The organism is Marinobacter sediminum, from assembly GCF_016820575.1.
Lineage (GTDB): Bacteria > Pseudomonadota > Gammaproteobacteria > Pseudomonadales > Oleiphilaceae > Marinobacter > Marinobacter sediminum.
The window spans coordinates 1,369,009-1,383,463 of sequence record NZ_JAEMQH010000001.1; the positions used below are offsets into that span (position 1 = coordinate 1,369,009).

Consider the following 14,455-nt stretch of genomic DNA (forward strand, 5'->3'; position numbering starts at 1 on the left):
GTGTTGGCTCAGACGTTGTTGCGCAGCCCGAGCTCATCCGGGTAAGGGGTCAGGTACTGTTGCGCGCTCAGGTAATCCACCGGCTCCCGGCGCTGGGCCATGCGTAGCAACGTCATGGGTACCACCAGGGGAACCTCGCCACGGTGGTAGGCGTCCATCTGCTCCAGCATGACCTTCCGGTCTTCCTCGCCCATGGCGTCTTTTAGATAGCCCAGCAGATGCTGCATGGCATTGATGTGCGAACCACGGCTGACTTTCTTGCTCATGGCTTCCATGAACAGGTGGATATAGCGCTCGGCAATGCTTTCCAGCGGTTCTGATTTCAGGTCGCCGAGCATGGGGCCAAGCTGTCGGTAAATCTTTTCGGAGTGTGCCAGTAACTGGAACTTGTGGCGGGTGTGGAAGTTGATCAGAGCCTTGGCGGTCAGCTGCTCGCCGGCGACATTCTGCATCCAGTCATCGTAGGCGAACACGCGCTCAATGAAGTTCTCGCGGATCATGTTGTCGTTCAGGCGGCCTTCTTCTTCCACCGGCATCAGCGGGTAGGCCTGCATCAGCGCCTGGGCAAACATGCCCCGGCCGTCCCGGCGGATTACCTGGCCGTTCTCGTTATGGATCTTGATTCTCTCCATGCCGCAGCTGGGTGATTTCGCCATCAGAATGTAACCGCGCAGGTTTGCGAGGGTGGGGATGACGTCATCGATAAAGCCTTCCATGGCGGCCGTGTGGTCCGCCTGCCCCTTGGTCTCAATGATACGCATGCCCTCGGGGTATTCCCGCAGGTGGATGGCGGGGCGAGGAACCCCCAGGCCGGCTTCCAGCTCCGGGCAGATGGCGCGGAACTCAAAGTGCTTGGACAGCACCTGAGTGCAGTAGCGGGAATGCTTGTGGCCACCATCGTGGCGGACTTCCTTGCCCAACAGGCAGGTGCTGATACCAACGGGAATCTGAGTCACGTAACCTCTCCGATCAATAAAACGACGTCTGTAATACGTGATTTCAGTCTAGACCGATCAGCCGGAGTGGGTGAACCGGATCAGCTATCCCAGTGCCGGTTTTTTTTCTTGTCGGCCAGTGCCAGGGTGCTGGCATATATGGTGCGAACGTCGGTGGCAAACTGTTCCACCGAAAACTCTGCGGCGAATTCCAGAGCCTGCTTCGCCAGTTCCTCGCGTAACTCGTCCTCTTCCAGCAACCGTTTGACGGCCTGAACCCATTTCTCTTGCTTCTCTGGCGTCTTGAAACCGTTGTAACCGTGCCGAACCACATCCTCAATGCCGCTGGACCGAACCGCCACCACCGGAAGGCCGGCCGCCATGGCCTCCAGAATCACCATGCCCTGGGTTTCTGACTTTGAAGCAAACAGGAAGGCATCACCCAGGCGGTACCAGGTTGCCATCTCATCCGGCGGTACCGCGCCCACCAGGGTGAAGTGCTGTTGCAGGCCCAGGTCGTCGATCTTCTGTTGCAGCCGGTCGCGCTGGTGGCCGTCGCCAATCATCAGGAAGCGGAATGGCACATCGGTCACCGAGCGTAGGCTATCGACGGCCTCAATCATGAAATCGATGTTCTTCTCGTTCGAGAGCCGGGACACGCTGACGAACACCTTCTCGTTGCTCAGCCCCTGCTGTTCCCGCAAGCGCTGAATGTCGTCCTCATTCACCTCCTGAAAGCGCTGGTACTCAATACCCGTGGGCTGAACATAAGTTGGAGTCTTCACGCCGATCATGCGCAGATACTCTTCCGTGGAGTAGGTCGGCACAATCACGCCGTCGCACTTGTTGGCGAAGCGCTTGATCAGGGCATGGGAGATCAGGTTACGGAACAGCATGCCGGGCAGGGGCACAAAGTGGGCGTAATGCTCCAGCCGGGTGTGATAGGTGTAGATGGCGGGCACTTTCAGCGTACGCGCCATGAACAGCCCCAGTGAGCCGAGCCAGAACGGATGATGCAGGTGAATAATGTCCGGCCGAAAGGCTTTTACCGCCTTGCGGATACGAGCCAGGAAAATATTGGCCAGGCGAAATTCCCGCTTTTCACCCATGGCCAGCAGCGAGGGTACGCGCACTACCTGGTCCTCGTTTTCCGGCTGGTCTTTGTACCTCGGGGCGACGATCAGGAGCTTGTCGCCCAGCTCAACCAGGCCCCGGCGCAGACGCTCAATGGAGATGGGCACACCACCAATGAACGGCAGGTAGTTGTTGGTGAACATCGTCACCCGCAATGACTTCTGAAGCCAGGGCGAAGGGTCCAGATCGTAATCGGGATAGTAGTCCTTGCCGATAAAGATGGCGGTGTAGAGCTTGATGGTGATGGCGACAAACACGGCCAGCAGCAGGATGAAATTCAGGTAGCCGGAGTAGATCAGCGAGTAGACGAAAAACCAGAAGCTCTCCAGCTGCTTCAGGATGGGGTGCTGCCCCACCTGAAGACGTTCCAGCGAATGGCTGGCGTTGCCGTCGGCATCCACGTTTACCTTCACGAAGTGATAAAAGCTGGTGTCATTGTTCAGTACCAGACCGCCGGCACCGCCGGTGGTGATGAACGTGGTGTCCTCGTTGGCGGATTCGGAATAGAGCGACAGGTTGGCTGAGAACACCAGATCAATACCGTGACGCTTGATCTCCCGCATCAGGGCGCTGCGGAATTCAGGAGGCTGCAGGTAGTCACTGCGCTGATCAAAAGGCGCGTTCGCCTCCGGCTCCATGGGCGGGTGACCAATAAACAGAATCCGGGCCTTGGAACTGTCCTGGGCCAGCAGGTCATTGAGCCAGCGAATCTGCCATTGCCACGGAGTCTTGCCGGTGCTGTCCAGGAAGATCAGCCGGCTGTTGCCCGCCAGAATGCTGAAGAAATGGGGGCCGAAATGGTCGTAAAACCGGAAGCTGCCGAAGTCTTCGTACTCGTGCGCTCCGAAAGTCAGCAGGTAGGGAATGTCCAGGTGACTCAGGCTGCCATAGAGCGCCCGGTATTTGTCTTCGCCACCGCCACTGACCGCGTTGCCCGCTGACACCATGAAATCAAGGCCTGAAGCATTCAGTTCAGGAACGATCCGCTCCTCGAAGATGCCGATGGAGTTGTTGATGTTGCCCACCACCGCGAAACTGATCGGCGTGTCGGCATCAAGAGTGCGTTGAATGCGCTCCACCTGTTCCGTATGCAGGCCTTTGAAGTCCTTCATGAACAGGTTGAGATAGGTCTTGTAGCCGACCAGGAGAACCACGATCAGTAGGGACAGGTAAAACAACAGTTTCAGTGGGTGTCGGAACGTCATTCCGGTTTCCTGCGATCTTTCATGAGTTCCCTCTGCAACACAATCAATCCGATGATCATGCCCAGGTAAATGGTGAGCAGGCGCCAGCTCACGGTCACCAGCACTAGGTGATTGCCGGACAGGATATCCCGAAAGAAGCTTCCGAATACACCTTCAGAAATACCCGAAGCCCCGGGTGTCGGCGAAAAATACATGACGAATGTGGTTACGACCAGCAGCCCGATAGAGACCAGATAATCAACGGTGTAGCCCAGGCTGTACATCAGCAGAGCGGGGAAGCTGAACAGACTGAGCAGGAACAGGGCGGTGAACAGGATCGACAAACACACATACAGCTTCTGGCCTTTCAGGTAGTCACCAAAGCTGTCGGAGAACCGGAGCATCTCCCGGCGCGCCTTGAACTGCCAGCGCCGGTGTCGGGCGTCGCTAATCAGGTGGAAACGGTGCAGGGCTACCAGGATCTGGGTCAGGGGCGCGATCAGCCAGTGGGTGCGGAACAGCAGTACTGCAAAAAAGGCCAGATAAATGACGATGAAGATCGCCAGAGCAACACCAATGGAGCCAGTAATGGTGTGGTCTTTCAGCGCCCGCAGTGTCAGCAGGAAAATGGGAGTCAGGGTGAAGATGAACACCACGGCCAGGACGGTGCGAATGGTGGTGGCCGCCGTGGCCCGACCCATGGGCACGCCGTGACGGTGCAGGTACCAGATCTGGGCAAAGCCGCCGCCGGTAGCCATGGGGGTCACGTTGGAAAAGAACAGGTTAATGAATACCAGCTTGAACATCACCGTGAGCGGCAGCCGGTGCCCCAGTGCCCGCAAGGTGAAATACAGACGCAGGCCATCGGAAACGAAATACACCAGCAACAGGAGCCCAGCCATCAGCAGGGTGGTGGGGGCGATGAGTCGGGGGTCGAAGGTGAGGCTGCGTTCGGCAAACTGGTCATAAACCGCATACAGACCAGCTGCGGTCATGGCGATAAAAATCAGGCTGAAGACCGCGAGTCGTCGCCAGGAGGTCTGTTTCGAGTAATCGTACTCGGAAGAGTCGCTCATGGCTTGCCCGTCAACGCCTGCTGGATCAGCGCCTGCTGAGTTTCGGCAAACTCACGAATCAGGGCCTGGGCGGCGGCGCTGTCCCGGGCCATTACGGCGGCCGGCAACTGGTTAAAGAACGCACTGGTTTGCTTCAGGCCCTGACGGTAGCGGTCGGCACTTAAATAGTAGGCCCGGCTCACCGCCGGTTTGAAGTTGGACAGTGCCTCGGTGAGGTAGGGATTGCCCACTACCTCACAGCAGGTTTCCATCACACCAAAACTCGCCTCTACGACAGCGGTAATGTCGGCTGACGGATTTTTGGAAAGCTCCACCACCTGGGTCACGGCGGCAAGCATGGGCTCGCGATGCTTCTCCTGCCAGCGTTCGCACAACCTCGTCACCAGCATCATCAGCAAGTGCATGTAAACGTCGTACAGCTCGGAGGCGTGTTCCGCATCTAACCGGGTTGCCGAAGCGCCTTTACGGGGCGTGATGTCCACCAGATGCCAGCGCTCCAAGGTGTACAGGGCTTCCTTGACCGAAGCCCTGCTCACCTTCAGCTCGCCGGCAAGCCTGGCCTCCTGGATGCGCTCGCCCGGCCGAATTTGCCCGGTCATGATCCGCTCGGCCATGTAATTGGCTATCTGCTCGGCCAGGGTATTCGGCGCCTGAAAATCCATAAGGGCTCTCTAGCAAGGTACGTTCAAAAAAGGGGGCATCGGTGAGGGTGAGTCTACCACAGCCTCCTGTCACATGAGCCACAAGCCCCTGATCCGGCTGGGCTTTCGTGGGTGTGATCAAGAAATGGCCGAAAATGCATTGACGACTGATGTATTGTAGGACAATAATGCAGAAAACAAGAGGCGAATGACTCGTCGCCATGAAACAGTCGAAGGAGAGAGCCCAATGAATACCAGCCACCTGTCGATCAGCCGAGAGGCCACGCGCCGACGAATTCTGCTGACGCTGAAGAAGTACAGCTACCTGATCGCCATGCTTCCCCTCGCATTGCCGCCATTGCTGCTGGCGGCCGGGCAGGCTGCCAGCCTGGAGAACCTGTTCGCCTGGGGCGTGCCGGTGGTGGTGTTCGGGATCATCCCGGTGCTGGATCTGCTTTTGGGCAAAGACGCCCTGAACCCCGATGAAGAAGTGGATGTGCCGAAGATGAACAGCGAAGCCTTCTACCGGGTGATTACGCTCGGCTGGGTGGCCGGATATGCGGTGCTGCTGGTATGGAGCATGCTGGAGTTGGCCTCAGGCCAGTTCAGTGCTATCGGCGGCATCGGCTGGGTGATTTCCATCGGTATTGTCGGCGGCCTTGGCATCAACGTCGCCCACGAACTGATCCACAAAGACGGCAAACTGGAAACCCGGGCCGGCGGCTTCCTGCTGTCTCTGGTCTGCTACGCCGGCTTCAAGGTGGAGCACTTGCGCGGCCACCATGTGCATGTGTCCACGCCGGAGGATGCCTCGTCGTCCCGCTACAACCAGTCTCTGTACAATTTCCTGCCCCAGGCCTACCTGCGCAATTTCCTGAACGCCTGGAAACTGGAAGCCCAGCGCCTGGAGCGCAAAGGCGAAAAAGCCTTCAGCTGGCGCAACGAACTGATCTGGTGGTACAGCATCAGTGCCCTGGTATTCATTGCCTTCACTGTCGCATTCGGCTGGCTTGGTGCCGCCTTCTTCCTGGTCCAGAGCTTCATCGCGTTTACCCTGCTGGAAATCGTCAATTACCTTGAGCACTACGGCCTGCACCGCCGAAAATTGGATAACGGCCGCTACGAACGCACCACGCCTGAGCACAGCTGGAACAGCAATTACTTTCTAACCAATGTGTTCCTGTTCCACCTCCAGCGCCACAGCGACCACCACGCCTACGCCAAACGCCGCTACCAGGTACTGCGCCACCACGACATCGCTCCGCAACTGCCGGCCGGTTATGCCGCCATGATTGTGCTCGCGACCATCCCACCGCTGTGGAAGCGCATCATGAACCCTCGGGTTGAGGCTTATTATCGGGGGGAGGAGCATCAGTTGGCTTCTTGATTCTTTTGTTTTTTTGATTTGGGGGTGGGGCGGCGACCGGGGGTATTTTTCTCCAGAAGAATCGCAAACTCGCTGCGCTCAGACAGCGATTTTCTTCCGAAAAACACCCCCGATCCCCGCCCACGAACTGAACTAAAAGTTGCTCATTAAAAGAAAAATAAGTGGTTTTGATCGGCCAACAATGGAGTTATGCCAGCGGGGGTGTGGGGGTAGTTTCTGCAGGGAAAACCGGGTGTCTGAGCGCAGCGAGTTCCGGTTTCCCGGAAGAAACTACCCCCATACCCCTGCCAGCCACCCAAGCCGGACAATCTCCTCTCAGATTAATTTCCAGATCTCGGGCCACCCTTGAAATCCCTTTGAAACGCACACAGGTATATCCTCTGAATCCTGCGAATAACGAAGGGAAATACCATGCCCAAGCATTTCGAACAGGCCGCCGGCCTATATGAGGATCCCGTACCGGAAACCGAAGGTTACGTCTTCAACCAGACCATGATGCGCATCAAGGATCCGGAGCGCTCCCTGGATTTCTACACCCGAGTGATGGGCATGCGCCTCGTTCGCAAGCTGGATTTCCCGGAGATGAAATTCACGCTCTATTTCCTCGGGTATCTGGATGAGCGCCAGGCCAGTCAGGTACCGGCGGACGACGACCACCGAACCACGTTTACCTTCGGTCGTGAGGCCATGCTCGAGCTGACCCATAACTGGGGTACCGAGGACGACAACGATTTCTCCTACCACAGCGGCAACGAGGAGCCCCAGGGCTTTGGCCACATTGGTGTTGCGGTTCCGGATGTGTATTCCGCGTGTGAGCGTTTTGAAAAGCTGGATGTGGAGTTCGTCAAGAAGCCAGACGACGGCAAGATGAAGGGACTGGCCTTTATCAAAGACCCGGATGGCTACTGGATCGAGATCCTGCAGCCGAACATGCTGCAAAAGCAAAGCAAGAACAGCTGATCTCCATCAGCTCGCGGTATCGGCACCTTTCTCGGTGCCGGTGCCGGCTTTCCCTCCGTAGCGGGATGCCACGATCACCGCTGCCGTCAGAATGAACGCTCCGGCAATGCCGATGGGCCCCAAAATCTCGCCCAGAAATACCCACGCCAACAACGCCACGAACAGCGGTTCCAACGTCACGATGATGCTCGACAGCGTCGCCGGGGTGGTTTGCATACCGGCAAAGAAACTCACGTAACCGATGCAGGTGGGCACCACGCCCACGTACACCACCATTAGCCACTGATGAAAGGCCAGAGTATCCAGGCCTTCAAAGCCGCCGGACAGCCACACCACCGGGAACAGGATCAGGGCCGCGGTGAAAAAGCAGATGAACGCGGTTGTGAACACCGGTGTGCCTGCTGAGCTGTAGCGGCTGGTCAGGGTAAAACCTGTGTAAACCAGGGCGGCGAACAGGGCGATCAAAATGCCAGCGAGGCGCAGGGTGCCGGCGGTGTCCATGTCGCTCAGTACCAGCATTGAGGTGCCGAAGATGGCGGCGACCAGAGACAGCACAGTCAGTAGCCCCGGTTTTTCGCCGAGCAGCGGCGCGGCCAGCAAGGCAACGAACACCGGCGGCAGGCACAGGGCAATCAGGGTGGCGATACCGGCACCGGTGAGATCAACGGCCAGCAGGTAGCTGCCCTGGTAGAACGCCTGAAACAGGCCCAGCGCAGCCAGTGGGATCAGGGCTTTCTTGCCCAGGTGGCGCAGGGAGCTGCCAGGCACCCGGGCGCCAGGGTTGGCCCGTTCCAGTTTCCGCTGTTCCCGTCGCATCAGCAGCCAGAAAAACGGCAAGGCAACAGCCAAGCGAAGGAAGCCCAGGGTGATGGCCTCCAGCTCGGTACCGGTGAACAGGGATTTCGCGACAATGCCCGTGGTCGCCCAGAGCAGGGCTGCCAGGGCGATCAGTAGGGCGCCTCGAATCATTCAATAATCAACACAATCAATTTTTAGTGGCAGCGTTGTAAGCAAGGTGTGCTTTTTGCTCGCTGTTTTTTGATGGTCCGGAGACTAACAGGGCATTGGTTGGCGTGCCAGTTTTCGATGGGCTGCTTTAGATCGGAAGAGAAGGGAAGGCAGGTAGTCGTACATAGGCAGCGGTGAATACCGCTGCCTATGGCGCAAATTATTCCACGGTCAGGCGCGCTGCGTTCTTTTCAACCGTGCGTTCGCCAATACCTTTCACATTGGCCAGATCCTGCGGTGCGCTGAAAGGACCATTGGCCTCGCGATAGGCCACAATGGCTTCTGCCTTGCTCTGGCCAACGCCGGTCAGTTCGGCCAGGGTGGCGACATCGGCGGTGTTGATGTTGATTGCAGCGGGTTCAGCGTAAGCAAAACCGGTAACCAGGCTGAACAGCAGTACAAGGGTGGCGATAAAGGGAGTGCGTTTCATGGAAGAGTGTTCCTGATGCTGAGTTGTCGTCGTTATGGTTGTGTCGGGACGCAAACAGCCGGAACAAGTGCACGGTCAGGATCACACTCCTTGTGATCCCACGCCCGTGGCTGACCCCTGCCTGATCCTTCAGGCCATGTGCTCATCCTGAGCACGTCATCCGTGCGATCTTCCTTGCAAGCCCAATTCCTTCGGGCAACTCCAAATCCCTGGAGTTATCGTCCGTGAGCCAACGATCCTTGCTGGCTTGTCATCCCTGACGCTTCCCATTGTATCCAGGCCGGGTTCTGGCAGAACCGGACAATCACGCGAGGGCTTGTGCGATATCTCCTACGGTGGCGTAAGCGCTGGTAGGCTGGAAAGAAATGGTGCAGGCGTGCCGGTGAGGGGCGCACCAGAACAGGGCGAGCGCGCCAGGGCGGTGCCAGGAAAGAAGCATGTTGTTTACCACGGATGCGTCCGACTCGGTGTCGACTGAAAATATTAACTTGTTGTTTTAAATGAATTTAATAGGTGGATGAAAAGTAAGCGTGCACCAGCGGGGTGCGAAGGTGCACTGCAGGTATAGGTTTTGGTGCGTTCTGATGGGGCGTTAGTGGGCTTGGAAGCGCCTCGGTTTTTCATAGGCTTCTGAAAATAAAGGGGATATTTTGGTGCTGGAACAACTAATGCAGAGCAGGAGGTGCTTCAGACGAATTGCACAACCTCCCTAAGAACGAAAAGGACGACGAAATGAGCCTTAAAAAACACGTGAAACTGGGCCTCTCTGCACTGGCGCTATCCATCTCTTTTAACTCCGTTGCCGCCGAAGACCCGATCAAGGTCGGCATCCTGCATTCCCTGTCCGGCACCATGGCGATCAGTGAGTCCACCCTGAAAGACACCATGCTGATGCTGATTGAAAAGCAGAACGAAGCCGGCGGCGTGCTGGGCCGTCAGCTGGAGCCAGTCGTAGTTGATCCCGCATCCAACTGGCCGCTGTTTGCCGAGAAAGCCCGCGAGCTGCTGGCAAAAGAAGAAGTAGACGTTATCTTCGGCAACTGGACGTCCGTGTCTCGCAAATCGGTACTGCCGGTCGTGGAAGAGCTGAACGGCCTGCTGTTCTACCCGGTTCAGTACGAGGGTGAAGAATCCTCTGAGAACGTGTTCTACACCGGTGCTGCGCCCAACCAGCAGGCCATTCCGGCGGTGGACTACCTGATGAACGACATCGGCGTGGAGCGCTGGGTGCTCGCAGGCACCGACTACGTGTACCCGCGCACCACCAACAAGATCCTCGAGACCTACCTCAAGGATAAAGGCGTGGCCGCTGACGACATCATGATCAACTACACGCCGTTCGGTCACTCCAACTGGCAGGCCATCGTCTCCGACATCAAGAAATTCGGCAGCGCCGGCAAGAAGACCGCCGTGGTCTCCACCATCAACGGCGACGCCAACGTACCGTTCTACCGCGAACTGGGTAACCAGGGCATCGACGCCGCCGACATCCCGGTGGTCGCGTTTTCCGTGGGTGAGCAGGAACTGTCCGGTATCGACACCGGGCCGCTGGTTGGCCACCTGGCCGCCTGGAACTACTTCATGAGCGTGGACAACGACGCCAACTACGACTTCATCGACGCCTGGGTTGAGTACACCGGCAACGAAGACGCCGTCACCAACGACCCGATGGAAGCTCACTACATCGGCTTCAACATGTACATCGAAGCGGTCAAGAAAGCCGGCACCGCCGACGTGGATGCAGTAAAAGACGCCATCATCGGCGTGAGCGTGCCAAACCTGACCGGCGGCTACGCCACCATGATGCCGAACCACCACATCACCAAGCCGGTGCTGATTGGCGAAATCCAGGACAACGGCCAGTTCTCCGTGGTCTGGGAAACGCCGTCTACCGTGGCGGGTGACGCCTGGTCTGACTTCCTGCCGGGTTCCAAGGACCTGATCAGTGACTGGCGCAAGCCGCTGTTCTGCGGAAACTTCAACGTGGTTTCCGGTACCTGCGGTGGCAAGGCCCTGGCCGAGTAACGGTTAAGACGTTTTGCGGGCGGGGCTTGGTCCTCGCCCGCGTTTTACCCCCGTTTTCGTAACCCCCTATTTTCAAGAACAGGACGCAACCATGGGCATCTCCCGACTGCTCAGCCATCTGCTGCTCGCCTGCTGTGTGCTCTGGCCCGGCCATGCGCTGTCCCAGGTAGAAGACACCGAAGCACAACAGTTACTCACTGCGCTGGCCGATTCTTCCTTCGCCGAAAAGAAAGCGGTGGTTAACCGTATCGCCAGCAGTGGCGATGATCGTGCCCGGTACTGGCTGGAATCGTTCGGCGCTAACAAACTCGGGCGCCTCGAAGCCAGCGGCCAGTTCATCATCGTGCTGTCCAACCGTGGCCGTAACTGGACCGTGGAAGACGCACTGACCAGGGAAAACCTGGGCGAGATTTCCCGCCGCGATATCGACACCATTCGCGTCAACAACGCCCTGCGTAACGAACTCGAAGGCATCTTGTCGGTCATCGACCTGAAGAGCCCCGACGAAGACCAACGACTCACTGCCGCCCGCGCCCTCAAAGGCAGCGTGAGCGGCACCCTGGCTGAGCGCCTGCCAGAGCTGATCGAGGCCGAAGAAAGCGCCTCCGTATCTGAAGCGCTCACCGAAGCCCTGGCTATTTATAAGGTGGAAGAGCAGGGCGACATTGCCGCCGTGGCCACGCTCTCCGGCAGCCTCAACTCCGAAGCCCGCGCCGCCCTGCAGCAGGCCATGCGCAGCGACGATGTGGCGCTGGCCGCAGCCGCCGCCAAGGCCATGGACAGCATCGAACAGAAACTGAAACTGAACCGCGCCGCCGAAACCCTGTATTTCGGCCTGTCGCTCGGTTCGGTGCTGGTGCTGGCGGCCATCGGCCTGGCCATCACCTTCGGTGTGATGGGCGTGATCAACATGGCCCACGGCGAGCTGATCATGCTCGGCGCCTACACCACCTGGGGCATGCAGCAACTGTTGCCGGGCCAGCCCGGATTGGCGCTGCTGCTGTCGATCCCCGCCGGTTTCCTAGTGGCGGCGCTGGCAGGCATTGCCATTGAACGCTCGGTGATCCAGCACCTGAAAGGCCGCCCGCTGGAGACCCTGCTGGCCACCTTCGGGGTCAGCCTGATCCTGCAACAGCTGGTGCGCACCGTAATCTCCCCGCTCAACCGCACGGTGATTACCCCGGACTGGATGAGCGGCTCGCTGATGATCAACGAAGCCCTGTCCCTGACCCTGAATCGTCTGTACGTCATCGGCTTTGCCCTGGTGGTGTTCGCCGGGCTGATGCTGATCATGCGCAAGACCCGGTTGGGATTGGACGTGCGTGCGGTCACCCAGAACCGGGCCATGGCCCGCTCCATGGGCATCAAGGCCACCAAGGTGGACATCCTCACCTTCGGCCTGGGCTCCGGTGTCGCTGGCCTGGCCGGTGTTGCGCTGTCGCAGATCACCAACGTGGGCCCGAACCTCGGCCAGAGCTACATCATCGATTCGTTCATGGTGGTGGTGTTCGGCGGCGTGGGCAATCTGTGGGGCACACTGCTGGCGGGCCTGTCGCTCGGCACCATCAACCAGCTGCTGGAACCCTGGGCCGGCGCCGTGCTCGCCAAGATTCTGGTACTGGTACTGATCATCCTGTTCATTCAAAAACGCCCTCGGGGACTCTTCCCCCAGAAGGGCCGTGCGGCGGAGGGTTAAGCTATGTGGTTGACGCGACCTCTGCGTGAACGCTCCACGCAACTGTTCCTGGGCGTGCTGTTCGCCGCCCTGATTGTGGTCACCGCGCTGCACCTGCTGATGCCGCAGGACAGCGCCCTGTACGTGAGCTCCTACACCGTCACCCTGTTGGGCAAATACCTGTGCTACGCGCTGCTGGCGGTGGCGGTGGATCTGGTCTGGGGTTACCTCGGTATACTCAGCCTGGGCCACGGCGCCTTCTTTGCCCTCGGCGGCTACGCCATGGGCATGTACCTGATGCGTCAGATCGGTGATCGCGGCGTTTACGGCGATCCACTCCTGCCGGATTTCATGGTGTTCCTGAACTGGGACGCGCTGCCCTGGTACTGGCAGGGCTTCGACATGGCCTGGTTCGCTTTCATCATGGTGCTGCTGGCGCCGGGCCTGCTGGCACTGGTGTTCGGTTTCCTGGCCTTCCGCTCCCGGGTGACCGGCGTGTACCTCTCCATCATCACCCAGGCGCTGACCTTCGCGCTGATGCTGGCGTTCTTCCGCAACGAAATGGGCTTTGGCGGCAACAACGGCCTCACCGATTTCAAAGACCTGCTCGGCTTTGACCTGCGCACCGACGCCACCCGCCTCGGCCTGTTCCTGGCCACCGGCATCGCCCTGGCGATTGGCTACGTGGTGTGCCGCGGCATCGTTACCAGCAAGCTCGGCCGGGTCAGCGTGGCCTGCCGCGATGCCGAAGCCCGCACCCGCTTCCTGGGCTACCGGGTAGAGCGCGTGCAGCTGTTTGTGTTCGTGGTCTCCGCCATGCTCGCCGGGGTCGCCGGTGCGCTCTACGTGCCGCAAGTAGGCATCATCAACCCCAGCGAATTCTCGCCGCTGTTCTCCATCGAGATCGTGGTGTGGGTAGCCCTCGGTGGCCGCGCCACGCTCTATGGCGCCGTCATCGGCGCCATCCTGGTGAACTACGGCAAAACGGTGTTTACCGGCATCATGCCCGACGCCTGGCTGTTCGCCCTCGGCGGCCTGTTCGTGCTGGTCACCGTGTTCCTGCCCAAGGGCATTGCTGGCCTGCTGTTCGACCGTAAGAAAACCAAGGAAGAACCCGACACCCCAGCGCAGGAGGCCACTGCATGAGCATCTTTCAGCAACTGACCAACCGCGACCAGGTGTTCGATTTCCTGGCACCGGAAGTGTCACCGGTTGATGTGCGCCACGGCCCCATCCTGTACCTCGAGGACGTGAGCGTGAGCTTCGATGGCTTCAAGGCCATCAACAACCTCAACCTCACCATCGACGACGGCGAACTGCGCTGCATTATCGGCCCCAACGGCGCGGGCAAGACCACCATGATGGACATCATCACTGGCAAAACCCGCCCGGACACCGGCTCGGTGTGGTTCGGCAGCCGCCACAACCTGCTCACCAAGAGCGAGCCGGACATCGCCTCTTTGGGGATTGGCCGCAAGTTCCAGAAGCCCACGGTGTTTGAAGCCCTCACCGTGTTCGAAAACCTGGAACTGGCCATGGCCGCCGACAAGCGCGTGTTCCCGACCTTAACCGCAATCATGAAACCGGAATACCGGGACCGCATCGACGAAGTGGTGCAGATGATCGGCCTCAAGGACCTGCGCGGCGCCCCCGCCGGCATCCTGTCCCACGGCCAGAAGCAGTGGCTGGAAATCGGCATGCTGCTGATGCAACGGCCCCGGCTGCTGCTGGTGGACGAGCCGGTCGCGGGCATGACCGAACAGGAAATGGAACGCACCGCCGAACTGCTCACCAGCCTGGCCGGCAAACAGTCGGTAGTGGTGGTGGAGCACGACATGGGCTTCGTCCGTTCCATTGCCCGCAAAGTCACCGTGCTGCACCAGGGCAGCGTGCTGGCCGAAGGCACCATGGACCAGGTCTCCAACGACCCGGAAGTGATCAAGGTGTATCTGGGGGAGGAAGCCTGATGTCCATTCACAGCGAAAAGACGACTGACAACC

General features: G+C 59.0%; 12 protein-coding genes. 6 read left to right on the forward strand and 6 right to left on the reverse strand.

The window, feature by feature from the left end; genetic code table 11:
* Window positions 1-8: 8 nt before the first annotated feature.
* The 4 genes from FGO67_RS17265 to FGO67_RS06095 all read right to left on the reverse strand — a co-directional run bounded on the left by FGO67_RS17265 (window position 9) and on the right by FGO67_RS06095 (window position 4,991).
* On the reverse strand, window positions 9-956 hold the full coding sequence (locus FGO67_RS17265) for a YbgA family protein (protein WP_203299770.1): 948 nt from the start codon (window positions 954-956) through the stop codon (window positions 9-11).
* 80 nt (window positions 957-1,036) lie between these two features.
* The gene (locus FGO67_RS06085) at window positions 1,037-3,274 is read right to left on the reverse strand and encodes a glycosyltransferase (protein ID WP_203299771.1); all 2,238 of its coding nucleotides are present in this window, start codon (window positions 3,272-3,274) and stop codon (window positions 1,037-1,039) included.
* Window positions 3,271-4,329: a lysylphosphatidylglycerol synthase transmembrane domain-containing protein gene (locus tag FGO67_RS06090; protein ID WP_203299772.1), complete on the reverse strand. Its 1,059-nt coding sequence runs from the start codon at window positions 4,327-4,329 to the stop codon at window positions 3,271-3,273. The genes FGO67_RS06085 and FGO67_RS06090 overlap by 4 nt, the downstream gene beginning before the upstream one ends.
* A complete protein-coding gene (locus FGO67_RS06095) occupies window positions 4,326-4,991 on the reverse strand; it encodes a GntR family transcriptional regulator (protein ID WP_203299773.1) in 666 nt (221 codons plus the stop codon). The genes FGO67_RS06090 and FGO67_RS06095 overlap by 4 nt, the downstream gene beginning before the upstream one ends.
* Window positions 4,992-5,217: 226 nt before the next feature.
* On the opposite strand from FGO67_RS06095, the gene FGO67_RS06100 reads away from it, so the two are divergent.
* Complete coding sequence (locus FGO67_RS06100) at window positions 5,218-6,357, forward strand: alkane 1-monooxygenase (protein ID WP_203299774.1); 1,140 nt, start codon at window positions 5,218-5,220, stop codon at window positions 6,355-6,357.
* 411 nt (window positions 6,358-6,768) lie between these two features.
* Window positions 6,769-7,317 (forward strand): lactoylglutathione lyase, encoded by a 549-nt coding sequence (gloA, locus tag FGO67_RS06105; protein WP_203299775.1) that lies wholly within the window; start codon window positions 6,769-6,771, stop codon window positions 7,315-7,317.
* Window positions 7,318-7,323: 6 nt separating this feature from the next.
* On the opposite strand, the gene FGO67_RS06110 is transcribed toward gloA, so the two are convergent.
* Both FGO67_RS06110 and FGO67_RS06115 read right to left on the reverse strand, forming a co-directional pair.
* Complete coding sequence (locus tag FGO67_RS06110; RefSeq protein WP_203299776.1) at window positions 7,324-8,286, reverse strand: DMT family transporter; 963 nt, start codon at window positions 8,284-8,286, stop codon at window positions 7,324-7,326.
* A 199-nt stretch (window positions 8,287-8,485) separates the two neighbouring features.
* Entirely contained in the window at window positions 8,486-8,755 is a 270-nt protein-coding gene (locus FGO67_RS06115; RefSeq protein WP_203299777.1) for a ComEA family DNA-binding protein, read from the reverse strand.
* Between the two features lie 732 nt (window positions 8,756-9,487).
* Between FGO67_RS06115 and urtA the strand changes: the two genes are divergently transcribed.
* The 4 genes from urtA to urtD all read left to right on the forward strand — a co-directional run bounded on the left by urtA (window position 9,488) and on the right by urtD (window position 14,422).
* Window positions 9,488-10,780, forward strand: coding sequence for an urea ABC transporter substrate-binding protein (gene urtA, locus FGO67_RS06120; RefSeq protein WP_203299778.1), 1,293 nt, complete (start codon window positions 9,488-9,490; stop codon window positions 10,778-10,780).
* 91 nt (window positions 10,781-10,871) lie between these two features.
* Window positions 10,872-12,476: an urea ABC transporter permease subunit UrtB gene (gene urtB, locus FGO67_RS06125; protein WP_203299779.1), complete on the forward strand. Its 1,605-nt coding sequence runs from the start codon at window positions 10,872-10,874 to the stop codon at window positions 12,474-12,476.
* Window positions 12,477-12,479: 3 nt separating this feature from the next.
* Window positions 12,480-13,601 (forward strand): urea ABC transporter permease subunit UrtC, encoded by a 1,122-nt coding sequence (gene urtC, locus FGO67_RS06130; protein WP_203299780.1) that lies wholly within the window; start codon window positions 12,480-12,482, stop codon window positions 13,599-13,601.
* The gene (urtD, locus tag FGO67_RS06135; RefSeq protein ID WP_203299781.1) at window positions 13,598-14,422 is read left to right on the forward strand and encodes an urea ABC transporter ATP-binding protein UrtD; all 825 of its coding nucleotides are present in this window, start codon (window positions 13,598-13,600) and stop codon (window positions 14,420-14,422) included. Before urtC ends, urtD begins: the two co-directional genes overlap by 4 nt.
* Window positions 14,423-14,455: the final 33 nt, after the last annotated feature.